19 protein-coding genes are annotated in these 21984 nt (G+C 59.4%); 15 read left to right on the top strand and 4 right to left on the bottom strand.

The window, feature by feature from the left end; genetic code table 11:
• Positions 1 to 27: 27 nt before the first annotated feature.
• The 8 genes from AC1HFW_RS33060 to pilV (AC1HFW_RS33025) all read left to right on the top strand — a co-directional run bounded on the left by AC1HFW_RS33060 (position 28) and on the right by pilV (AC1HFW_RS33025) (position 9066).
• The gene (locus AC1HFW_RS33060) at positions 28 to 1737 is read left to right on the top strand and encodes a GspE/PulE family protein (protein WP_082404629.1); all 1710 of its coding nucleotides are present in this window, start codon (positions 28 to 30) and stop codon (positions 1735 to 1737) included.
• A gap of 19 nt (positions 1738 to 1756) precedes the next feature.
• Positions 1757 to 2527 (top strand): ATPase, T2SS/T4P/T4SS family, encoded by a 771-nt coding sequence (locus AC1HFW_RS33055; protein WP_479286962.1) that lies wholly within the window; start codon positions 1757 to 1759, stop codon positions 2525 to 2527.
• 61 nt (positions 2528 to 2588) lie between these two features.
• Positions 2589 to 3686: a type II secretion system F family protein gene (locus AC1HFW_RS33050; protein WP_156350306.1), complete on the top strand. Its 1098-nt coding sequence runs from the start codon at positions 2589 to 2591 to the stop codon at positions 3684 to 3686.
• 131 nt (positions 3687 to 3817) lie between these two features.
• Positions 3818 to 4486 carry a type 4 pilus major pilin gene (locus AC1HFW_RS33045; protein WP_197287912.1) on the top strand — a complete coding sequence of 223 codons (669 nt, stop codon included), beginning with the start codon at positions 3818 to 3820 and terminating at the stop codon, positions 4484 to 4486.
• Between the two features lie 36 nt (positions 4487 to 4522).
• Complete coding sequence (locus AC1HFW_RS33040) at positions 4523 to 5110, top strand: type 4 pilus major pilin (RefSeq protein ID WP_479286960.1); 588 nt, start codon at positions 4523 to 4525, stop codon at positions 5108 to 5110.
• 40 nt (positions 5111 to 5150) lie between these two features.
• Positions 5151 to 6152 carry an ATPase, T2SS/T4P/T4SS family gene (locus AC1HFW_RS33035; RefSeq protein WP_082404625.1) on the top strand — a complete coding sequence of 334 codons (1002 nt, stop codon included), beginning with the start codon at positions 5151 to 5153 and terminating at the stop codon, positions 6150 to 6152.
• 100 nt (positions 6153 to 6252) lie between these two features.
• Positions 6253 to 7674 (top strand): shufflon system plasmid conjugative transfer pilus tip adhesin PilV, encoded by a 1422-nt coding sequence (pilV, locus tag AC1HFW_RS33030; RefSeq protein ID WP_479286958.1) that lies wholly within the window; start codon positions 6253 to 6255, stop codon positions 7672 to 7674.
• 213 nt (positions 7675 to 7887) lie between these two features.
• Positions 7888 to 9066, top strand: a complete 1179-nt coding sequence (gene pilV, locus AC1HFW_RS33025; RefSeq protein ID WP_479286956.1) for a shufflon system plasmid conjugative transfer pilus tip adhesin PilV — start codon at positions 7888 to 7890, stop codon at positions 9064 to 9066.
• A gap of 52 nt (positions 9067 to 9118) precedes the next feature.
• On the opposite strand, the gene AC1HFW_RS33020 is transcribed toward pilV (AC1HFW_RS33025), so the two are convergent.
• The 4 genes from AC1HFW_RS33020 to AC1HFW_RS33005 form a co-directional block, all read right to left on the bottom strand.
• Positions 9119 to 9898, bottom strand: a complete 780-nt coding sequence (locus tag AC1HFW_RS33020; RefSeq protein WP_054432622.1) for a hypothetical protein — start codon at positions 9896 to 9898, stop codon at positions 9119 to 9121.
• 79 nt (positions 9899 to 9977) lie between these two features.
• The gene (locus AC1HFW_RS33015) at positions 9978 to 11159 is read right to left on the bottom strand and encodes a hypothetical protein (RefSeq protein WP_479286954.1); all 1182 of its coding nucleotides are present in this window, start codon (positions 11157 to 11159) and stop codon (positions 9978 to 9980) included.
• A gap of 400 nt (positions 11160 to 11559) precedes the next feature.
• Positions 11560 to 13104: a replicative DNA helicase gene (locus tag AC1HFW_RS33010; RefSeq protein ID WP_479286952.1), complete on the bottom strand. Its 1545-nt coding sequence runs from the start codon at positions 13102 to 13104 to the stop codon at positions 11560 to 11562.
• Positions 13105 to 13153: 49 nt separating this feature from the next.
• Complete coding sequence (locus AC1HFW_RS33005) at positions 13154 to 14143, bottom strand: hypothetical protein (RefSeq protein WP_479286950.1); 990 nt, start codon at positions 14141 to 14143, stop codon at positions 13154 to 13156.
• A gap of 252 nt (positions 14144 to 14395) precedes the next feature.
• Between AC1HFW_RS33005 and AC1HFW_RS33000 the strand changes: the two genes are divergently transcribed.
• The 7 genes from AC1HFW_RS33000 (at position 14396) to AC1HFW_RS32970 (ending at position 21982) form a co-directional block, all read left to right on the top strand.
• The gene (locus AC1HFW_RS33000; protein WP_479286949.1) at positions 14396 to 15316 is read left to right on the top strand and encodes a hypothetical protein; all 921 of its coding nucleotides are present in this window, start codon (positions 14396 to 14398) and stop codon (positions 15314 to 15316) included.
• On the top strand, positions 15316 to 15972 hold the full coding sequence (locus AC1HFW_RS32995) for a hypothetical protein (RefSeq protein WP_156350298.1): 657 nt from the start codon (positions 15316 to 15318) through the stop codon (positions 15970 to 15972). Before AC1HFW_RS33000 ends, AC1HFW_RS32995 begins: the two co-directional genes overlap by 1 nt.
• A gap of 496 nt (positions 15973 to 16468) precedes the next feature.
• Positions 16469 to 17023 carry a DotI/IcmL family type IV secretion protein gene (locus tag AC1HFW_RS32990; protein ID WP_054432619.1) on the top strand — a complete coding sequence of 185 codons (555 nt, stop codon included), beginning with the start codon at positions 16469 to 16471 and terminating at the stop codon, positions 17021 to 17023.
• A 127-nt stretch (positions 17024 to 17150) separates the two neighbouring features.
• Positions 17151 to 17828: a hypothetical protein gene (locus AC1HFW_RS32985; protein WP_479286947.1), complete on the top strand. Its 678-nt coding sequence runs from the start codon at positions 17151 to 17153 to the stop codon at positions 17826 to 17828.
• Positions 17829 to 18100: 272 nt separating this feature from the next.
• The gene (locus tag AC1HFW_RS32980; RefSeq protein ID WP_479286945.1) at positions 18101 to 19396 is read left to right on the top strand and encodes a DotH/IcmK family type IV secretion protein; all 1296 of its coding nucleotides are present in this window, start codon (positions 18101 to 18103) and stop codon (positions 19394 to 19396) included.
• Positions 19397 to 19491: 95 nt separating this feature from the next.
• Positions 19492 to 20667, top strand: a complete 1176-nt coding sequence (locus AC1HFW_RS32975; RefSeq protein WP_479286943.1) for a DotG/IcmE/VirB10 family type IV secretion system protein — start codon at positions 19492 to 19494, stop codon at positions 20665 to 20667.
• A 28-nt stretch (positions 20668 to 20695) separates the two neighbouring features.
• Positions 20696 to 21982, top strand: a complete 1287-nt coding sequence (locus AC1HFW_RS32970; RefSeq protein ID WP_479286942.1) for a hypothetical protein — start codon at positions 20696 to 20698, stop codon at positions 21980 to 21982.
• Positions 21983 to 21984: the final 2 nt, after the last annotated feature.

Here is a 21984-nt window from a genome sequence, read left to right as displayed (position 1 = left end):
TCGATTTCCCCTCTGATTTCTAAGCTGATGACCCAACAACCGGCGATTCCACAAGCGGTAAGCCTCGCGCAACGTGCCAAGGCGCAGGGCATGACGACGTTGTCTGGCGCAGGCCAGAAGTATCCGCTCGCGCCCCAGCAGCAAGAGGTTATGTGCCTCTTGAGCGACATGACGCTACTGGTGCGGTCGGGATCGGAGCGATCAGGCGACGTCCTCAGCTACGTCGACCTGATCAGACGCAAAGGGGCTCGCCTACTACGCCAGGTGCCAACGACAGTCACGGTGATCCGTGAGATGTACGAGGTGCTGGCGGAGGCAAGAGATCGTTCGATCGTTCTGGACAGTCAGGGCGGCACGTCTGCACAGCAGATCGACGTTATTCGCCTGATCCAGGAAGCGGTCAAGCGAGGTGCGTCAGACATCCATCTGAATATGTGGGGGATAGTCGGGGCGGTTTTTTTCCGTATCCATGGAGATCTCTATCGTGTTCAGGAGCTCCCCACTGAAAAGATTAAAAGCATGTGCAGCACGATCTACCAATCGATGTGCGACATTGCTGATGCCACCTATCGTCCTGACACGTTCCAGGATGCGCGCTTGCATGCAAATTATGTCGCGCGTTGCGGGCTGTATGGCTCTCGCATAGCTGCTGGCCCGACGGTCTACGGACCGCGAATGGTGATTCGTCTCCTCTACGATCCGGGCAAGCAAGTCCCGTCGCTCGAGGAGTTGGGATATCTCCCCGAGCAGATCGAAATGTTCGATTTCATGCGTTCTCAAACGTATGGGATCAATATCCTTTCAGGTGCAACCGGCTCCGGCAAATCGACGACGCTGGTGTCAAACCTCACGAAGCTCATTTCTGACGCAAAGGTTCAGGGGGCGGCGTTCGAGAGTGAAGGGGGCGCAGAAGAGTATGTAGGCGTCTCCGTGGTGACGATCGAGGACCCGCCGGAGTACGACATTGAAGGCGCGGTTCGAATTCCCCTGAAGGCCGATAAGACCGATGAGGAATCGATCCGTCGCGGGTGGGCCAACGCCATCAAGGCCTGCATGCGCCAGGATCCGGACTCGATGATGATCGGTGAGATCCGCGATCCTGGATCAGCCAAAGCGGCTTTCGATGCCGCAATGACCGGGCATGGCGTCTGGACCACGGTCCACGTGACGGATGCGGTGGGGATCATGCCGCGTCTGCAAGGGCTGGAGGTCGAAACCGATCGCATGCTGGATCCCGAAATTGTCACCGGCCTGGCCAACATGACATTGGTCCAGAAGCTCTGCCCAGATTGCAGCATTCCCTGGAAAGAGGGCAAGCACCTGGTGGCTTCCGACGTCAAAGCGCGCGTCGAGTCCTACTGCGACGTTCAGGGCGTTCGCCTCCGGCGCCGTGGCCACGAGTGCCCCACGTGCGGTGGCATCGGCATCGTGGGCCGTATGGCGGTCGCTGAGGTGATCATCCCCGACCTGCCGTTTATGGAGGCGTTCGGTGCCCATGGAAAGGCAAAGGCCAAAGACTACTGGGTGCGTGAGATGGGCGGGATCACGAAGTGCATGGCCGCCATTCGTCGCATCAACGAAGGCTGGGTCGACCCGCGACAAGCCGAAGCCGTCGTGAGCCCGCTCGACAAGGACAAGCGAACGATGGGCATCGACTACAGCAAAGCAGGGGACTTTGAGCGCGGAAAGGAGAACATCCGCCCCCGTGACTTCAACCTGCCCAAAGCTGACACATAACCCTAATGGAATTCCAATAATGACCGATATCAAAGCTTCTGACTGCCGCGCTCGCCCGCAACTCACTTTGGAAGATCTGGGCTATCTGCCAGAGCAAGTGAAGGAGGTTGCAGCGATGGCCGATAGCTCTCCTGGCTTGCGCATCATTTCCGGGGTCACCGGCACCGGCAGGTCGACCGCCGTCGCCGCGGTGGTGGCCCTCGCGCAACGATCCAACGCCCATGTGGTGGTTCTTCAGGACGATCTGGCACCGGCGTTCCAGGGCATGCCCCACATCCGGGTGGACGCGTTCGACATGAGCTTTGATGCCGAACGCGACCCCTGGGACCAGGCGCTGCGACAAGGCATTCGATCAGCTCCGGATCTGTTTGTAGTGGGGGAGCTTCGGGACGAGAAGTCGATTCGCGCGGCTTTCGAGTTGGTAGCAAGCGGCTACAGCGTGTGGACGACAGTGGTTGCTGCGTCCGCCAACGACACCCTGCGGCGCCTTCGATCCATGTGTGTGAAGAGCATCGACGACTTGCTGTTTTCCCCATCGGTGGTGACTGGGTTGATCCATCACATCCACGCACCGAAGGAATCTGGTGGCTACCAGATCCTGGCAGAGGTGATTCGGCCTAACGAGGACTACCTGTTTACGTATCGGATGCACGGAGCAGAGGCAGCAAGGACACGATGGATGCAATGCCCCGGCCGGCTTACCCACCGAGAGGTCGCCTTGCGAAAGGTTCAGGAAGGCCTGCTTGATCCGGGTTGGTGGGATCAACACTTCAACTCATCTGCTACCTAAGCGACACGCGAAGCAAGGGCAAATCGAGACATTCAATTATCTATGTCATAGGTGCAAGACAGTGTCGTTCTATAGCAATCCGATCGTGCGCAAAATTATGCGCTGGCAGTTTTCTGGGATGGGAGGCGTCATTGGCGCCAGCGGCCGCATCGAGATCTATGAGGCGCTGGAGCTGCTCGTCTCCAACGACGTGATGCTCGTGAGGGCGCTTCGCGAGATCTATCGCGTCGAGAGTAAGGACGGACGCAAGAAGACTGAGGTCCGTGCAATCATCATCTACGAGGCGGTAACAGCCATGGAGTCGGGGCGCCCCCTTGCAGATGCGCTCGAACCGTGGATCCCGGACCAAGAGACGCAACTGATTCGCGCGGGCGAGCGCAGCGGCAACCTAAAGGGCGCGTTCAATGACGCCATTCGCATCATTGAGGCGAAGCGAAAGATCATGGGTGCGGTGCTGGCTGGGTCGGCCTATCCGATGCTGCTCATGGCCATGGTGTGCCTGCTGCTTTGGCAGGTGTCGACCAAGATGGTGCCGCAGTTCGCTCGCATGATGCCGCCGGAGCAGTGGACAGGCGCCGCGGCCGTTTTGCGGGTCATCGCCGATTTCGTCACAAATTACGGGATCATAGCCGCCGGCGTTGCTACCTTGATCGGTGCGTGGATCACCTGGTCGATGCCGAACCTGCACAAGACGCGCTTGCGCCTCTACCTCGACCGAATTCCTCCGTGGTCGATCTACCGAATGCTGCACGGGTCGACCTTCCTGCTCAATATCGCGGTCATGCTTCGTGCCGGCATCCGTGTGCAGGAGATCCTCACGATGATGGGCAAGAACGGCAGTCCCTGGTTGCGGTCACGGATCGGCGCGGCGCTGCAGGGCATCAACGCAGGCCGCAACCTTGGTCTTGCGCTTCATTCTGCTGGCCAGAATTTCCCGGACGAAAGAGCCGTTCAGTTCTTGCGCATCTTGGCCGAGCAGGAAGGATTTGACGACAAGTTGGCCAGCTTCGGCGAGCGCTGGCTTGAAAAGAGCGTCGCCGCGATCGGGGCAGCGTCCAAGATCATGCTGGCTGCAGGCATCTGCATGAGCGGCGGCCTGATTATGCTGATTCTGGCGGGCGTGATGTCCATTCAGTCTCTGGCGCAGCAAATTCACTGAGCCTGGAAACGGTTTGCTTTTGCCTTGCTACGCACTACATCGAGGCATATTTTATCAATCGGTTTTGTACCAAGCATCCTGATCGAATAGGCATGACGGGCGTGAAGGATGCCTCATCCCCTGGAGAACCCATGTTTACCTCTTCTTTCGCCGCTCAAGGCGAACCCCACAACGACGGTTTCAAGGCGGTCGCGAGCCGCTTCCAATCGGCCACACGAAACGGTGGCGCGAATTCGCGGCCGAGTGCGCTTTCTCGCCGTCTGAGCGTTCGTCGCTCGCGCGATGGCGCGACTCTGCTCGAAATGGGCTTCTGGCTGCTGATCTTCGTGGCCATCATCGGCAGCGTGCTGGGCATCGCCAGCGTGACCATGCGCCAAAGTACCGTCGCCACGGAAGTTCAGACCATCACCAACCTGTCGGGCGTCATCAGCCGCATGCGGACATCCGCGGGCTACGACACGGCGACCGGCGCCATCGTCAAGTCGCTCGACGACATGAAAATGATTCCCGCGAACATCTCCAAGACGGTTTCCGGAAACAACGTGACGATCCGGAATGGTTGGAACGGCGCGATTACCGTCAATGCGACCGATGGTGGGGGCAATTTCTCCATCACCTACACCCAGATCCCGCGAGAAGACTGCGTACAGCTCGTGACGGGCACCAAACCCGGCATCCTCCAGTCTGTGGGTTCCGGTACCACCGCCACGGTGGCGATCTCCAGCATCACTGCAACGTCCGCGTCGACGATGTGCGCGGCTGCGGCCAACACGGTGACCTGGGATACCAGCTCGCGCTAATACGCGGTAATTGTCCTGCCTCTGGAATCGACACCAATGCACATTTCCTCACGTAGCCAACGGCGTCGTGTCGACCAGGACGCAGGCAAAGGTTGCGCGCGCAAGGGAGCCACGCTGCTGGAAGTCGGCATGGCCTTCATCATCGCTGTCGCGATGTTGGCTGTAACCGCCGCCGCGATTCTTCGGATGGTCGACGACAGCGACTCCCGCCTCGAGGTGGGAAATGTGCGCTATATCGCCGAGTCTGTGCGACAGACGAAGAAGGTCGACGGGTTCCCGGTTGGAACAGACATCCAGCGCGAGCTCGTCGAACTTTCGCTACTGCCCCATGGCGTTGACTCCGATCCGAACGGCACCATCCGAAACAGGTGGGCTGGGAACGTCACCATCACGACCCAGGATGGAAGAGGCAATTTCGCAGTCACATATAGCGGCTTGCCAGAGCGCATCTGCCGCCTGGTCGTTCTTGGCGTGCATAGCGGGTTGCTTCAAACAGTGGGCGCTGGGAACGCACCATCGACCAGCGGGGGATCGGGTTCGTATCTGATCGCCACCCTTACGAGCCAGCAAATCAAAGCCGTATGCGCCGGCGACCGAGTCTATTGGTCGACGGGGGGAAAGTGAGCAGCCTGCGCCCCCAGGCTCGAGCACGACAAGGCAGCTCATGAGCACCAAACATATCCCAGGAACCCGCTTGGCGGACTATGAGTTCGTAGACCTCTTCCTCGGGGTCGATTTTGCTGAGTTCAAGGGGCTGAAGAACTCTCCCAATCTCATTGACGCCGCACCGAAGATGCTTGATCCGGCGCTGATGGAGTTGAGGAGTCAATGCCGCTTCCAGTTCGCATCTGAACGTGATCCGGAATTCGCCAGAACGATCGACAAGGTGATGTATCGCATCACCCATATGCGCGATCACAACGGCAACGATTTGTTCATCTTGCGTCGATCCACCGCGGAACTACGCCCCCTCGAGAAGGTCGGTATTGCTCCGTTCTTCGCCCGCCAGGCACTGGACCCAAAACTCAGCGGCCTCATTCTGGTCGCAGGGGAGACGGGGGCCGGCAAAACCTCTACGGGCGTCGCAATCCTCGTGGAGCGAATGAGTCGGATCGGCGGGATTGCGGTTGCGATCGAAGATCCGCCGGAAGTGCCGCTGAATGGCCCGCTAGGAAAGGGGCGCTGCATGCAGATCCGCGCATCGCGACGCACCGGTGGCTATAAGGAGCACCTGGTCCGTGCGTTGCGCGCAAACCCCGACGTCATTTTCCTGGGCGAGGTGCGTGAGGAGGCTGCAGCGCAAGCAGTGCTCGAGGCGTCGTTGAATGGCCACTTGATCATCAGCACGGTCCACGCCGGGTCGGTGGAAAAGGCCATCGAGCGGCTTGCATCACTGGCGGCCAATGGGGACATTGAAGCGGCCTATCGGAAGTTGTCTCAAGGCCTGAAGATGGTCATCTGGCAAGACCTCGAGAGGGTGAAGACGGCTGCCGGATTTGACTACAAGTACGAGTACCAGGCCCTGTCGCTGATCGGGGACCAAAACAGCGGCGCACGCAGCCGTATAGGCACAGGCAAGGTCAGCAATTTGGCCAACGACATCGACATGCAGATGAGACAGGCCAAACTCAACCCTCTGGGACAAGCAGCTCCGTCGGCCCGTTGAAGACACAAAGCGCTTCAAAAAGCCCACGACGAGACTATTACGTTGAATTCCGAGCTCGACTGGACACCCCATCTGCTCGCTTATTCAAAAAAGGTGAATCATGACTTTTCGCATCAGCACGACCGCACGGGGGATCCCCGTATTTCGACGAACGGGAATTACCCAGTTGCGACACGCCTGGGGGCTTCTCGAAACCAGTTTCGTGCTGATAATTGCGATCGGTGCTCTCGCAGCAGGCGCGCAGTTTTACATGGACTACTTGAAGAATCAGACTGTTCGTACTGCGGCAGAGCAGATGAGCTTCGTGTCCAAGGCGTTCACCAAGTATCTGGAAGATGAGTTTGGCTCCGTCGTCGCTAACGCCGGCGCCACGGGCGTTTATGAGGTTCCGCTTGAAGAGCTGCAGCCAGAGTATCTGAGCCCGAGTTTCTATAACCGGAATCCGTACGGCCAGGAGTACGTTCTGGCCGTGAGAAAGCCTGACCCTGCAAAGGCGAACATCGAGGGCATCGTGTACACGCGAGGCGGCGACGAGATTGCGCCGGACCAAGCTCTGATGATCGCGCAAAGCATTGGCGCCGCAGGCGGTTTCACGCTTCGCGGCGGCGATCCCATGAAGGTTCGCACCACTTTCGACAGCTTTACGCTTAATTTGGCTGATTTCGGCGCAGATCCTGGGGGCACGGGCAAGATCGTTTCCGCGCTCTTTCTGAATCAGCTCGGAGCGACCTCAACGGACTACCTGTATCGCAACGTTGTTCCTGGCCATCCGGAACTCAATCGGATGAACACTCATCTCGGAATGAATGAGAACAACATCGACAACGCCGGAGCACTGCAGGCGAAGACCGTGACAGCCTCGGGCGACATCGTCTCAAGTGGCGGGACGGTGAAAGGCCAGATGCTAATGGCTGACATCGGCATTTTGGCAGCGTTGGGTGATATCGATGCCCCCTTAGGTGCCATCCGTGGCGCTCGGCTCGAGGCCGCGTCGTCGCTTACTGTTGGCGCCACCGCCGTTATCGGTGCAACCCTCGATGCCGGGGGAGATGTGACCTCAGGAGCAGAGGTACGTGCCGCAGGACGATCGTCAGGGTTGGTGCTGCACGCGTCTTTGATTGCAGGTGAGAACGGGAGTTGCGCGGGCTACAACCAGGGCGACATCGCCAGCACTACAGCAGGCCGACTCGTGACATGCCAATCTGGCACCTGGTTGTCTGCCATGGGGGCCAACTACGAGCGATACGTTTGGTGGTCTCGTGAGTTGGTGCCTGTCGTGTCCTGGGGAACAACACCGCCCCTGCCTTCGCTGCCGGCGCAGAATCCCACTCGAGGCGTATACAACCAATGCGTTGTGCCTAACCCGCTGACTGGCTCGTGCTCATGTCATAACGGGACCGGGCCCGTCCTGGTGGACATCAGACAAGATTTAGCCGAGGAGGCTCAGGCCGGCGCGTCAGCTTTCCCGCGTCAGATCACACGAGTCTTTGAATGCCGGCCCTCGTTCAACATGACAGGCTGATGTCCCAACTTTTCTACAACGGAACACGGTGAAATGATGCTCCATTCGACTCAGGTACTCACCTTCGCCGCGAGGCGCAAATCTATGAGGAGCTCATCCGTTCGGCAACGAGCAGGGGTGATATCTCGCGTTCGACACGCCTGGGGGCTTCTCGAATCTGCCTTTGTACTGATCATCGCGATCGGTGCCATGGCCGCAGGCGCGCAGTTCTATATGGACTATCTGAAGAATCAGACCGTCCGCACAACAGCCGAGCAGATGAATGCCGTTTCCAAGGCATTCAGCAAGTACTTGGAGGACGAGTACGGCACTGTGCTGGCGCAAGCGTCCGCTACCGGCCGGGTGGAGATTCCGATTGAGGATCTGCAGCCGGACTACCTGAGCCCGAGCTTCTACAACAAGAATCCCTACGGGCAGGAATTCGTGCTGGCGGCGCGTAAACCTGATCCGACCAAAGCGAACCTCGAGGGCATCGTGTATACGCGGGGAGGGGAGGAGATTCCGCCAGACCAGGCGCTCATGATTGCTCAGAGCATCGGCGCGGCCGGCGGCTTCACGCTACGCGGCGGTAGCGCGACTCAAGTTAGAACAACGTTCGATAGCTTCGAGCTCAACCTGGCAGACTATGGCGCCAACCCGGGCGGATCCGGCAAGGTGGTGTCTGCGCTGTTCCTGAACGAGCTCGGGGCGGTCACCACAGACTATCTGTACCGAAATGCTGTGGCCGGCCATCCTGAGCTCAACCAGATGAACACCAATCTGGGCATGAACAACCACAACATCACCGCCGTCAACGAGCTTCAGACGAACTCGATCGCTGCGACGGGCAATATCGTGACCAGCGGGGGAACGGTGAAGGGCCAAACGCTGCAGGCTGACCAGAGCGTCACCGCGGCAACAGGCGACATCAGCGCCCCCAACGGTACGGTGCGAGGCGGTCAGCTCGTGGCCACGACAGGATTGAGCGTGGGCACGAACGCTACGATCGGTGGCAATGTTAACGCTTCTGGTTCGGTGACGGCCGGCGGCGCGATCACCGCGACTGGCCGCGTGACGGGCAGCGTCTTGTATCCCACGCTCATCGCCGGCGAGAACGCGAGCTGCGCAGGCTACAACCAGGGCGATATCGCGAACTCGTCCACCGGGCGAACGCTTTCGTGCCAGTCAGGTATCTGGCGTTCGGTGGGCGGAGCGTTGACTGTCACGGGTTCGACCTGCCCGGCTGGATATGCGCCCGCAGCCTACTACGTTGAAACAACGGGTCAGTATCCGTTCAACTGGGCTTGGCAAGGACATAATTTCGCCTGGCGGTGCCATGGCCCCGGCGGCGATGCGGGTCAGGATTGTGGGCTAGAACCCGTGGCCGCTCAGCAGGTCAAGTGCATTCAGTAAGACGAAAAAGGGAGCCGCTAGCTCCCTTACTCTCGTCCAAACACGGTCGTCTCTACTTAACGAAGTTGAGCATTTGCGGACGCATCAACGACTTCGCGTTCAATTCCGAAACATCTTTCTTGCGGTACAAGATGTGGTTCACGACGTCTTCACGACCGTTCACACGGCCCTTGTGCCGGAGGATGTGCAGTTTCGGAAGCTTCTTGAAAATGTGGTGAACCAGGAAGGGATAGTCCTTCAACAGCATCGACAGCGCCACCCGTTCGTGGCTAGTGTTCACGTACTGGGGAATGTCCAGCTTGGCTTTCTTGAGAACAGCAACACAGAGGTCGCGAAGCTCATCCGCGCCATCCAGGCTCGTTTCGGTGTTCACGTCGATGAACACGCGCTCATCGAGCGGAATCTTCCGATTGATTACGGACACTTTCCCCAGGTACCCTGCCGCGCCTTCATTCAGCAGCGGCTCCATAGCTTCAGGATGGTAGAAGTACTGAACAGGCTGAACCACCCAGTTGCGCTCGGCCGCGTAGGCGTCGATAGCCGGTCCCAGACGCAGGAAGGAGCGGCTGTCTCCGAGGGCAGGAATAACGCCAGGATGCCGATAGCCGGCAGGACCAGACCGATCGAAGGCTCGCTCAGACAAGGGCAGCCAGCTCTGCAGCAAGCTCAGAGGCTCGTCCGGATTCGGGCGATTGGCCTGGGCCACCAACACGGCAGTAAGAGTGAAAGCCCCCCGCTTCTTGTATTTGCGCACCTGCTCCTTCTTTTTGGCCGGCGTGGCCGGCGCGGCCATATCACTCAGCTCGGATACAAGGGTGTCTATCTGGTTCATGATTTGGATCTCAGTACTCTGATGTATCCCCAGGCGCCCCTGCGCCTAGGCTACGTTATGCCGGTTTTTTTTGACCCCGCTAGCTGAGGAGATCGTCGAGTTCCCTCAATGCGTCGTTCGGAGTTTCTTGTTGTTGAGTGGACACCTGGGCGCCGGCTCCAGCCGGTTGCGCTTTGCGACGGTATTGACGCTTTGGCGGCTTCACTGGCCGTCCAGCTTCATCGAATTGCTGGACGACCGGCTTCTCTCGATTCGGCACGCCAGGCATACGGCCACGAGGCAGGTCAACCGACCAGTTGAAAAAGTCCCAACCTGGCACCTTGGCGGGGCAAATCACGCGCTTCAGCAAATCGCGCTTTTTCTCCACCTGGTCCCGTGGATTCGGAGGTTCGTCGGGTTCAGTGCTGTCGGGCAGCGCATCGGCGTATTCAGCATTGATGCGCACAACGAATTCCGCCAAGCGGTTGAAATCCTCGCGAACGTCCTTGAACGGTCGCAAGGCGCCCTGGGTAAAGCCGACGTCGTCGTCTCGCTCAAGCAGCTTGTGGATGAGAAACACCAGCTCGCTTGGCATTTCGCGATCGTCAAGCAAGCTTGCGACTTGATGATTCGTTCGGCTCAGAAGCACCATCAAGCGGCGCCGAATGTGGCGACTTGCGGAGTTCGTGCCGACTTTGGGAGCACCCTCTCTCATCCAAGCCTTGATGTCGTCGATGCGCTCGCCGAAGGGCTTGGGCAGGTGGCGGCCCGCCAGGCGCATCGCATGCTCAGCGAGATCCTGGTAGATATAGGCGATGAAGTCGGACGAAGTGTATCCCGTGATCGCGAAGCTGATAGGCCGCGGCTTTGCCTCGAACGCCAGGAGAAGCATCTGGCGGACCGGGCTCACCGGCTTATCCATATCATTTTGCGTTTTCTCAGTGTGGAACCGCGAGCTCATCATGCTGGTCAGCAGGCGAACCATGGCCACAGACATGTCGCCAGGCGATCGGAAACCATTCTCCGCCTCATGCTGGGTCGACATGCGGGGCACTTGCTGCATGCGCAGAAGATACTCGCGCAATGTCACAACCCGCCGGCGATTGGGCTGGGCTTCGTACTGGTCCAGCAGCTGAGCGATGCGGCTCTTCGTCTCCTGTGGAGCGGACGTATAGATGGCTTCAGGCGTCGAAGGCTCCGAGTCGTGGAGATCTTGAGCCATTTCTGCCAGGCTCTTCGGGTCATTCTTCTCGCTCTCGTTCGTCGCTTGCGGCGCGGTCATGAAGCTCTCCGTACTTGCGGTCCAGGCGCGGAAGCCGACCGACTTTGATTGCATGAAATCTTCGGGTGCATACGAGTTCCGCTCCGTTCTGTACCCTTGCAACCATTATGCCGATCCACACATTTAAAATCAATACTATTGATCCAAAATCAATTCTAAAATATGCCAGTCAATCCTACGCATTGTGTCGGCATGTACCAAACGTAACATTAGTCCACAATGTAACGGTCACTTTTGACTCTTTTTGCGCTTTAAACGCGAATATTTCCCTTTGTCGCAGTTCATGACCCTGATCTGAAGTTCAGAATCGCTCCTAAAAAAGGCAAAAAAAAAGCCGGTCCGAGGGTCGGATCCGGCTTAAAGCCCTGCGCCACGGGGGGAGCGCGGGGTTGAGGGAAGGTCAGTAGTTGGCGCCTCGCGAAGAGAATCCGCGGTGTTCGAATCGCACGACTGCACTATTAAAGGTGAGGGGAACAGGTCCAAGCTCCCCCTCGCGTTGCTTGCCCACGAGCACCAGTGCCTCATCGGGGTCCGGCGTGTCCGGGTTGTAGATCACGTCGCGATAGAGGAAGAGGATGATGTCGGCGTCTTGCTCCAGGCTGCCCGATTCCCGCAGGTCGCTGATCATGGGGTGCTTGTTCGCGCGCTGCTCGAGGCTTCGATTGAGCTGGGAGAGTGCGATCACAGGCGTGTTCAGTTCACGGGCAAGAGCCTTCAAACCCTGAGAGACCATGCCAACCGCTTCGCTGCGCTTTTCACGCGCGCCGTTGCCGGCCAGCAGGTCTGTCTGGCTGACGATTTGCAGGTAGTCCACAAAGATCACTGGACGACCGAATTTTCTGGCGAAAGCGCGCGAGCGGGATCTGATTTCCTGCAAGGAAAGGCCCGGAGTGTCATCGATCCACAACCGGGAGTTCGAGCAGTCCTCAGAGCCGTCCAGCCCCGCGAAACGGGGCAGCACCTGGTGCAGGGCGCTTAGATAGGCATCGTCCGAACCGGCCATCCCGGAGCGAAGGATTTTGGCAGGCACCGCCGACTCGGCAGACAGGATGCGAGAGCCCAGAGATTTGCTTGTCATCTCCAGGGAGAAAATCAAGACATTGCGCCGGTGCGACGTGTCGAGTGACATGTTGCGCGCCAAGCCCAACTTAAAAGCGGTTTTGCCCATCCCCGGACGGCCGCCGACGAGGATCAGTTCCTGGTCACGAAATCCACCGTTGAGCCGCAGGTCGAGATCAGGAAAGCCCGTAGAGATGGGGGCCGATTCGACGCTCTCTCCGAAGGCATCCTCGAGCACCTCTGCCATGACCTCCGAAATATGCTTCGGCTCATTGGAGGCGACATTCGAATCCGCCTGAAGCGCCACGACGTCGTCCGCGAGTGCGCCCACCACCTCTCGCATAGGTTTGGTCGATAGATCGTTCAGCCGATCCTGCAGCATCGACCGCGTGCGGCGGCGCGCTGCATAGTCCAGAATGATTTCAACGTCTTGGTGAATGCGATCCAGGTCCGCCGCCAAGCAGATGGGATCCGACACTGCCTGAGCCAGGTAATCAGCGCCCCCAACGTCCAGCCCCTTGGTGACGGCATAGTCAAGAACCGCCGAGGCGCCGCACACCTGGTTGCGGGTGATGAAGTGACGCGCGGCCTCAACAATACATTTGTGTAGCGAGAGCGAAACATCTGTGTCGGCCAGGCGCTCGAGCACTCGAAGACCTTGGTCAAGATCTTCCGAGCTCAGGCGGAGAAGCCAGCTGCAGACTTCAAACTCTGCATCAGGGGATGAGAGGGGGTCGACCATCGCGTCCGCCGGCAGCACAGTGGATGCCTGGGTGGCGGCAGCAACGTAGGACGTTGACACTTTTGGCGCAAGGGCGGGGGCTGGACGCGAGGTAGTACCTGCATTGGCCGCTTGCGCGCCAGCATCGGCAAACGAAAATGTCATGAGCGGAAAATCCGTTTTAATTCACGAGTTTGTACGTGCAATATTGGTTCTAGAACGGAATATCCAGCGCCTCGTAGTCTTGTGACGGATCCATGCCCCATTGGCGCAGATGATCGTCGCTATTGGGCGAATTCAGCGTGCCTCGAGTCTCCGCTGAAGCGGCGGGGAAGGGCGCGGGCATATCCGCTGCCGCGTGGGCTTCGGAGGGACCCATGCCAAACCCGCCGCGGCGTTGCGCCGCCCCCGCCTGCTGGGGCGGGCGAACGGGGACGGCAGCACGCGCTTGCGTGGGAGCGGCACTCAGGGGTTGGGGGCGTTGGCTCGCAGGAACTGTTGAAGGCGCCGGCTTGGCCGTCGTCTTGACGGTGCTTGCCGTACCGGAAGTGCCTTGTTGTGACGACCCAGGACGAGCAGGGGGGCGCGGGGGCGTATACATCCGGCGAGGTGCGGTGGAAGGTGCCGGTTGGCTGGGCTTCTGGCCGAAAGCAAAGCCGGATCGCGGCTCTGCGTGCTCACGAGCTTCAGCCACAGCAGCGGAATCCGGCGTTTGGGTAGCCGTGGATTGCTCCGTGGGTGCTGCGGCCGGGTTCGGAGCCGTGGCGGGGCCCTTCGTCGGTGCGGAAGGGGTCTTCGAGCCGAAAGCAAAGCCTTGGCGCTGTGCCGACGCCTTGGGCGCAGCAGTCGTCGCTTCAGGAGTGCGGGTCGCGTCGAGGACAGCAGCGCTGGCTGCCCCCGGTTCGCAGCGATCGCTGTCAGTCGAGGTCTGTTCTGACGTCGGTTGAGCTTCTGCCAGCTCCTCAACTACAGCCGCCTGCGGCTCGGGCTCAAGCGACGACTCCATGCGACGCCATTGCGTTACGACCCAAATCCATTTTTCGTCATCCCATTCGGCCTGAATCACCACGGCTTCGCGGGGCGCCGGGGGCGCTCCGTCGAAATGAAAGCGCATATCGCGGATGTGAGGGGTCTCATCACCGGAAGTCTTCTCGAGGTTGCCGACAACCATCACCGTCGGCTTCATGGGCAGGCTACGATTCATTCTTGGGTTCCCGTGATACAAATTCAATTGTTGATTCTAAGTGTATGAAATAGACTATAATGATTCAACAACGCAAATTCAAGAGGGCATGACAGGCGGTTGTCCCATTCAATTCGTTTTAAATCAATGGGTTATCGCTTGCTTCAAAGCCGATTGGATTACCTTTTTTAGTATTGGGTGTCCTTGATCTAGGCTGTTAAACCTAGGTTTTGCACGTCCAGACCTGACTTTGATACGGTAACAATTGGCTGTATGACCACGCGCAAATCGGGCCCCGATCTTTCGATGCTGATGTATGTGCCGTTGCAGCCGACCTGGCTAATTCGGTTGCCAGCCTTCCAAGCTGGGGATGCTCGCATCGTACGCGCGTGCATAAATCTGTTGTGTGCGGCCTTTCATTCCGTACCCGCCGGCCAGCTGCCCAAATCAATTGAAGCGCTCGCGACTGCAGCTCAGTTGCCCCTCGACGTCACGCGAGACAACTACGCCATCCTCACCGCAGGATGGAAAGAGACAAAAGAAGCCCTCGCCTTTGAACCGATGGTTGCGTTGGCGGAGCGGCTCGATGCTGGCTATAGCGACGCGCTTCGACAATTGCAAGACAGCACGGTCGTCGCTATTTCGGCGCCTGATTTGTTCAATAGCGAGTTGCTTCCGGCCCAAGGCCAGGAACTAGCAGCACTAGTTGGACCTGCCACTCGCGATAAAGCCATTGGGCCGCTGGCCGACACCAAGGTCAAGCGTCGACTTCCAGAAAACGCGCCCCTCACCCCTGAGCTTGTGCAAATCCTTCAAGACAGGGGCTTTGCAGCAAATAGCCACGCTGAGATCTGGCAGAACTTCGTCGATCGACAGCGAAGCCAACAAACGACCTCAGCGTCATGGGTGAGCGAGTTCCGTCGATGGCTCACCAACCAGATTCGATACAACCACTTGGTGCCCGAGGCGCCCACACTCCCTGCGTCCGTGGTCGGGGGCGCAAACCCGTCGGTGCCGTCGACTCGGACCCCCACACCTGGTCCAGCCGGGTCCTTCTCTTTCGGCCGGCCTGCACGTGGATCATCGGCTCAACTCGCCAGCAATCAGCGAGACGTTCTGGATACTAATGTTGAGCGGATGGCTCATGCGCAGGCGGCGATGGCCACCCTGCGTGAACGTCAGCGAGGTGGCTGATGCCGCATTTTGAACGCGAGGCGAATGTGACAATGTCCGGGATGCCAACAACCGCCAGAGAATTTCTGGCGCATATGGCCACCCACTACAAGCATCTCATGTCCGAGTTTGAGACAGTGCTTTGGGAGGCCCAGGTATTCAGCGTCTATGAAGATCCCCAAATCGTGCGCGCGCTGAAAGCGCATATGGAAAGCGGGACATCCGACGCGAACTTCATGCCGAAATACGGCGCCATTCGAGCTCGCCTTGAACCCGTTCGGGGGTTCCAGGACATTCACCAGGCCGTGGTCAGTGGCAGCCCGTATGTTGCCCCAAAACTGGACGACCCTGTCCTGATCGAGGCCATTCACCAAATGGGTGGTTGGACGAAGGTTTGTGCAGAAATGCCGGATCTTCAGGCTGCACCGATCGAATTCGACCGATATATGCGTCGGTTCGAAACGGTACTGGTCGCAGCGCGTGCCAAGACGCAAGTGCAAGGGCATATGCCACCGGCGCTCCAAGGCCTGGGCACCCCCCGCATCGCTGCGCCGGCCGCTGCGCGATTGCAATTATCGGGCCCAGCAGAGGCTGCGGAACAACCTTCTCCAGCGGAGGGGGGAGAACCCATTACGCAGGATTCTCTTCGCCGCACCCTTACGAAGGTTCGTCCATGAGCTACCAACCGGATGAGAGCTTTCGTCGCGATCTGGCAAACAAATTGTCGATGCACTGGCTCGGCAAGGCTGAGTCGTTCCTCAAGTGGGCATGCGTCGTCGGTGTCGTCATCAAACTGATCCTCGTTTGCTTGATCGTCTCGCGCTGCACGCCGATTTACGGTCTTTCACTCAGTGGAAAACTGTTTCCCACTGACTCGTATACGTGCCCGATTCCGAACGTTCCCAAGCTTTTTAGGCACGGGTCTTCACCTAATAAACCGAATTCGAAGGAATCTACGCGATGACGACCTCGAGTCGCTCGACCGCCCCCCAAGCGCGACCGCCCGTGCAGCCTCCCCGCCACGCATCACAGAATAACGGGCAAAAAAAAGGCCAATTACCTAATGCAAAACCTATTACAGACGGTAATATTAGGTCAACTCAATCACGAGCGCCGACCAAACGGTCGGAATCGACAGAAAACGTCGGCGTAGCCCGTGGTATCAGGACCAATTTGCTGTTGCTGGCGGTCGTGCTGGTGATGGCGATATCTGATGCCGTGCTGGTTTGGTACGTTCTGGCAGGAAAGGTTGAGGTAATTGCCACCACGGAAACGGGCGCAATTATCAAGCCGGTCCCGCTACAGCAGGCGTTCGTGACTGAGCCGCGCGTGCTTGGATTTGTGGATGAGTGTCTTCGCGACAGCTTCTCTCATGATTTCGAGAACTATCGCCGCACGATGAATTCGGCTTTGGCTTGCTATACCTCCGCAGGGGGCAAAGAGTTCACCAAGGCGATCGATTCGACGCTGCTGGACATCCGCAACAAGCGAGTTGTCCTCACGGTGACCACCGAGCCACCCACGCTGCAGCGAGGCCCGTTGCTCATTCAGGGGCGCGCAACCTGGGAAGTCTCTGCGGTCATTACCCTCTATTACCAGGGCACCCGTGAGCGCTACCCGGCACAACAGCGTCGTGCCACGATAACCGTGGTGCGCGTGCCGCTGGAGGAGAACCTTCGAGGTATTTCCATCAACGCTATTCAGTTGGCTCCCTACATCAAGCAGTAGAGCTGATCGAAGTTATACGAATTGCTGAACGGCAAAAGCGTGACGTAATGCTAGGCCGGCCCCTATCTTGGTGCCGATGTTGGTCGTTTTTTGATTGATCACTGAACCACTTATGGAACATACGCGTATGGACAACCTTGCCTCTTTTTCCCAGTCGACTGCGGACTGCCGTGCTGAATATGTCGATCAGCCCTCCGCAGCAACGACGGAAGCTGGTTCGGCGCGTGTGTTGTCTGAACTCCGAGCTTTGGGCCTCCCCGGCGTTATCCGAGCGCTGGGGGTTTACGACGCACACTGGCGAAACCAGGAAGCATCGAAATGGCTCAACCTTGCGGGCGGCCTGTCGATGCGCAACGTGCAGACGGAGATGGAACTGCTCACGCTTGCGGATACCGCTCCGAACCAATTGCTGTTCGGTCTGGCGTACGGCAAGCTGGCCGATCTGCTGGCGTTCCGCAGCCCCGTATTGACGCCGGCACACCCCGTCGTGATGCACCCGGGGCTCAAGAGTGTCGTGCTTCAAAACTACTACGACCGCGTCATGGAGCGTGGTCATGTGGCAAGTGTCGAATTCGATGATGCGCACGAGGACTTTGACCTGCCGCTGGGTCAGAGCCGGGAAGAGGTCGCTCGCCTGGCAGAGGCCGCGCAGTCAGTGCCGGACGCGTTCATGCTTGGGCAATTGCTGAGCTGGATCGCCACCAGCCATCGGCTCCATAACCCTCAGAAGTACGCGGAAGACCTGGGCCGCCTGAATTATGGGATCGAGGCCAGTGCGTTGGAGGGCTTGCAACGCGCTCATTGAACCGATCGGTAGGATGAGCACTCAGGCTTGAAGTATCGTTCGGGAGGCTATTGCGCCTCCTGTTTTTTTTGCGTGTTCGTACCGTGTGGCGCGTGCTCCGCCAACGATCACTGTAAGCGCTGTCTCGTTGCCAAAACTGTTCGGTTTTGCCTTGAGCTTTTCATCTTCGTCGCTAGACTCAAACAACGTTAATGCACACCCTGTGCCTACACGTTGTTCGGATCGGGCGGCATCTTGTCGGGCCCGCATTCATCAACGCCGGAGCTCGCAACTTGACTCAACCCCATCCTCTTGCGTCGCGTGATCTCGCCTTTCGGGTCGGCACTCGATTGCGCATCCTCGCTGTCCTGGTGGCCGGCCTGTCGACCGTGGCTGCTGCACCAGCACATGCCCAGAACGATCCCGTTGCCCAGACTCAGTCCTATCTCGAGGCAATGGGCGGCAGCGTTGAGGTCGCTGAAGTGGCTGACCGCGGTGCGGATTCAAACCCGCTGCTAAATGACGCTGCCGCAGCCGGCAAGCAACAACCGGCTCGAGACACACACGAAGGGAACATCGAGCACAGGAGCAATGTTCCCGCCCCCGCGAAAGCGGGGCAGGGCACGCAAGCACCTGGGCCGCAACAGCGTCAGAGCGTTCCGGCCGGCGCGCAGCGCACCAGTGTTCCGCAACAAAGTGGTGCTCCCCGGGGGAACAATTCGACATCGGCGGACTCACTCCCCAGCCCGAAAATCGACTTGGCAGAGGAGGCGGTCAAGCGATTGGCACCTGCTAATGCGGAACAGCTGCGCAAGATCCTCGAAGAGCTTTACACCCGGCAGGGTGCCGCTCTCACGCCAGCGCGACCTGGCATTGTCGGACGTGCGGTGCAATACAACGTCGACCTCAGCCCTGGCGCCACGCCGCCGGTTGTTCGAGTCTCTCGAGGGTTGGGAGCTACCGTCAATTTCGTGGACGCAGCGGGCAATCCCTGGCCCATCACCTTCGCCAATAACTTCTACGCCGAGGCATTTACCGTCACGCAAATGGCTCCACACGTTCTTTCGGTTGCGTCCAACTCGCCTCACTTGAGCGGTTCGGTCGGGGTGATGCTTAAAGGACTGACGGCGCCAGTGAACTTCATCGTGACGCCTGGCCAAGACGAAACCGACTACCGTGCGGACCTGCACATCCCTGGACTCTCTCCGGACGCTGCCCCTGTGCCAGGTGGCCTGTCGCCGCGGCCCGACGTGGCGGGCGGAAACCTCATGGATTTCCTCTATGGGGCGACACCCAAAGGCGCCACCAGACTCAAAGTCACTGGCGCAGGCGTTGAGCAGTCCAATACACGCGCGTGGCAGGCCGCAAATGGCCAGTTGGTGCTGCGCACATCGGCCCACGTAGTGTCCCCAGGTTGGTACAACATGCAGCCGGCGCTCGACGGCACCATCGTGTACGCATTGCCTGGCAGCCCGGTGGTTCGTGTGTCGGTAAACGGTGAGGTTCAATCGTTCACGGTCGAAGGCTTGCTTCCGATGAAGGCGGGGCGAGGCGGCGCGAACGGGCTCAAGGCCGATCGCTCCCAGTAAGCGTACCTTCCAAAACGAGCTGGTTTTGCCTTGAGCTTTCGCGCTCGGCCGATAAACTGCTTTTCAATTATCAGTGTCATGGTGACAAAACAGATATGAGCGAGAAAAAGCCACTGGATAAAGGGCTAATCAGGACCATCAAGATCGTCGGCGGGCTTCTCCTCGGGAGCGTGATCGTGGTCGGGGGCCTGATGTGGCTGAACAGCTCGAAAGAGGGCTCCGCGCCCCCGCCGTCGACACTCGGTCGCGTGATTCCACCTGGTGAGGGGGCGGTCACGGACATCAGCCCCGCTGCCAAGGAACGCCTGGCGCGCGTTCAAGAATCCGAGGCCGAAGCAGCTCGTCGTGCTGGACGTTCCTACGTTCCTGACGCAGTCCTGGGCCAGCCGTCGCCTGTGGCACAACCTGCGGACAACATACCGCCGCCGAGTGCGCCTACACAAGGCTCGTACGCGCAATACCAGCAGAACCAGCAGCGCGTCACCCGACAAGGCTCAGAGCTCGGGGAACTTGAGAAGGGTCTGTTGACGCAGCTGACGGCAATGGTCAATGGCATGGCGCCGGCCACGGTCCAGACGGTCAAGCTGATGGATCCTGCGAAAGAGGATGTCGGATCTGGAAAGGCGGCTGGCGCTTCATCTTCATCTGGCGTGCGGGCAACTGGGGCCGAGCGCGCAGTTGATCAAGACGAGCTCGTCGGCGCCGACGAGATCCTGCCTGCCACGCTGCGCACGCCGATCGACACCTACAAATCCCAGTTGGTGTTGGTGCGCATTGAAGGTGGTGCGCTGGAGGGCGCCGAGCTTCGCGGCCAGGTCGTCCCGATGAAGGCGTCCGGCGACGTGGAAGACGTGGGCATGCGATTCACTTCCATGCGCTTTAAGGGCCAGTACTACGAAATCGACGCCATCGCGCTGAACGAACAGACCGCCACGGACGCGATGAATGGCGACGTCGATCGCCGGATCTTCGACCGGTTCGTAATGCCTGTACTGATGGCCGGCCTGTCTGGTGCCAGCACGTACTTCACTGCAGTTGGTACGCCTTCTACCTCGGTCGCAACTGGAGTGGGGGACGCTGCGGTCATTGTCGATCAGGAGCGAGCGAGCCGCGAAGACGCCAAGAACCAAGGTATTGGCGGCGCCATCGACAAAGGTGTGCAGATTGGTGAGCGCGCAATCGATCGTGCAGCCGCCAAACCCAATCGCGTGACGCTCGAGCGAGATCTTGCGCTCGGGATCATGTTCAACGCCCCTGTTTACGTCAAGTGACGGCACGCCCAAAACGATAGGAACTCCCATGAGCGGCACGAACAACCAAAATGATGACTGGCTTGCCGGTGACGGCGTCGACCAATCGGCGCTGGTCCACCCGGGCAGCAATTCTGACCAACCCCTGGCAACAATGCTCGTTGCAGAGGATGCGTCTTCGCCGCGGGTCAGCGGCGAAGACGACTGGATGAATATGGGCACGCAAAATGCCCAGGCTGCCCCAGCGGCCGATCCCGATAGTGAAGCGTACCCGTCCCGTGGCGATGGCAGCGACTACGTGCCGGAAACGGATTACCCGGCCGGAGCTTCGGATGTGGGCGCAGGCGACGAATACCCGGCTCAGGATGAAAAGCCCAAGAAATCGAAGCTGAAGACCATCCTGCTGCTGGGCGGCGTCGGTTTGCTCGTGTTCGGCGGCATGGGCGGTGCCATCGTCTACAAGATGAGCCCCAAGACCCCTGGCGGTTCGGCAATGGTTCTCCCCGCCGATGTTCCTGCGCCTGCTGCCATCCCGACGCCCAAAGTGCAGCCCTCAGTCCCAGTGACAGCCCCCACACAGCCTGTCCCGCTGGCGCCGCCCTCAGCCATTGAGGAGACGCGGCCGACAGTTCCCGCTGTCGGTGACGTGCAGCCCAGTCCGCCTCAACCGCAGGGGGCGCTGAGTACCTCTGCAGCCCCGGCCGACGTGCCAGTGCCTGTTTCCGGCGTCCAGCCGGCGCAATCCTCGCAATACCCGGCGCCTCAGGATCGACCGATCGACACCGCTGCCGCTTCCGTGAACGAGGACCTGGTCAAGCTGAATGCGAAGTCCGAGGTGCTCGCCAAGGCACTGGTCATGACCAGTGAAAAGGCCGGTCAGCAGCAGGCTGAGCTGGATGACCACGGAAAGCGCATCGCCGCCCTGGAAGTTGCGGTTTCGGGCTTGACTGACCGACTCGAAAAACTCGAGGCGGCCAAGCAACCGCCGAAACAAGCCGCCAAACCGCCGGTGAAGAAGGCCGCTCCTCCACCCGCCAAGTCGACGTCGGAAGCGAAGCCGACCGCGCAAAAACCAGCAGCTCCCACGCCTCGTCCGGCTCCCGCTCGAGCGGATGCCGCAGCCAAGCCGGCTGATGTGGGCGTGAGCGGTTTCTCCGTAGTGGCCACCTATCCGTCGACAACCCAGCCCGGCATGCAGCCGCAGAAGGCCTGGGTGACGAACGGCGAGCGCCTGGTTGAGCTGCAGGTTGGCGCATCGCTCAATGGCGCGCGGGTGACCAAGATCGAAGGCACGACCGTACACACCACGCGCGGCGTGATCCGGGCGGCCAAGTAATT

The organism is Achromobacter sp. ISS7 (genome assembly GCF_056523125.1).
This window is presented reverse-complemented; position numbering and strand designations above follow the sequence as displayed.

What these genes read in the sequence shown, in the direction of transcription:
- AC1HFW_RS33060 (WP_082404629.1), top strand. Translation starts at nt 28, where the DNA reads ATGACCCAACAACCGGCGATTCCACAAGCGGTAAGCCTCGCGCAACGT.
- AC1HFW_RS33055 (WP_479286962.1), top strand. Translation starts at nt 1,757, where the DNA reads ATGACCGATATCAAAGCTTCTGACTGCCGCGCTCGCCCGCAACTCACT.
- AC1HFW_RS33045 (WP_197287912.1), top strand. Translation starts at nt 3,818, where the DNA reads ATGTTTACCTCTTCTTTCGCCGCTCAAGGCGAACCCCACAACGACGGT.
- AC1HFW_RS33040 (WP_479286960.1), top strand. Translation starts at nt 4,523, where the DNA reads ATGCACATTTCCTCACGTAGCCAACGGCGTCGTGTCGACCAGGACGCA.
- AC1HFW_RS33035 (WP_082404625.1), top strand. Translation starts at nt 5,151, where the DNA reads ATGAGCACCAAACATATCCCAGGAACCCGCTTGGCGGACTATGAGTTC.
- pilV (WP_479286958.1), top strand. Translation starts at nt 6,253, where the DNA reads ATGACTTTTCGCATCAGCACGACCGCACGGGGGATCCCCGTATTTCGA.
- pilV (WP_479286956.1), top strand. Translation starts at nt 7,888, where the DNA reads ATGGACTATCTGAAGAATCAGACCGTCCGCACAACAGCCGAGCAGATG.
- AC1HFW_RS33020 (WP_054432622.1), bottom strand. Translation starts at nt 9,898, where the DNA reads ATGAACCAGATAGACACCCTTGTATCCGAGCTGAGTGATATGGCCGCG.
- AC1HFW_RS33015 (WP_479286954.1), bottom strand. Translation starts at nt 11,159, where the DNA reads ATGACCGCGCCGCAAGCGACGAACGAGAGCGAGAAGAATGACCCGAAG.
- AC1HFW_RS33010 (WP_479286952.1), bottom strand. Translation starts at nt 13,104, where the DNA reads ATGACATTTTCGTTTGCCGATGCTGGCGCGCAAGCGGCCAATGCAGGT.
- AC1HFW_RS33005 (WP_479286950.1), bottom strand. Translation starts at nt 14,143, where the DNA reads ATGAATCGTAGCCTGCCCATGAAGCCGACGGTGATGGTTGTCGGCAAC.
- AC1HFW_RS33000 (WP_479286949.1), top strand. Translation starts at nt 14,396, where the DNA reads ATGACCACGCGCAAATCGGGCCCCGATCTTTCGATGCTGATGTATGTG.
- AC1HFW_RS32995 (WP_156350298.1), top strand. Translation starts at nt 15,316, where the DNA reads ATGCCGCATTTTGAACGCGAGGCGAATGTGACAATGTCCGGGATGCCA.
- AC1HFW_RS32985 (WP_479286947.1), top strand. Translation starts at nt 17,151, where the DNA reads ATGGACAACCTTGCCTCTTTTTCCCAGTCGACTGCGGACTGCCGTGCT.
- AC1HFW_RS32975 (WP_479286943.1), top strand. Translation starts at nt 19,492, where the DNA reads ATGAGCGAGAAAAAGCCACTGGATAAAGGGCTAATCAGGACCATCAAG.
- AC1HFW_RS32970 (WP_479286942.1), top strand. Translation starts at nt 20,696, where the DNA reads ATGAGCGGCACGAACAACCAAAATGATGACTGGCTTGCCGGTGACGGC.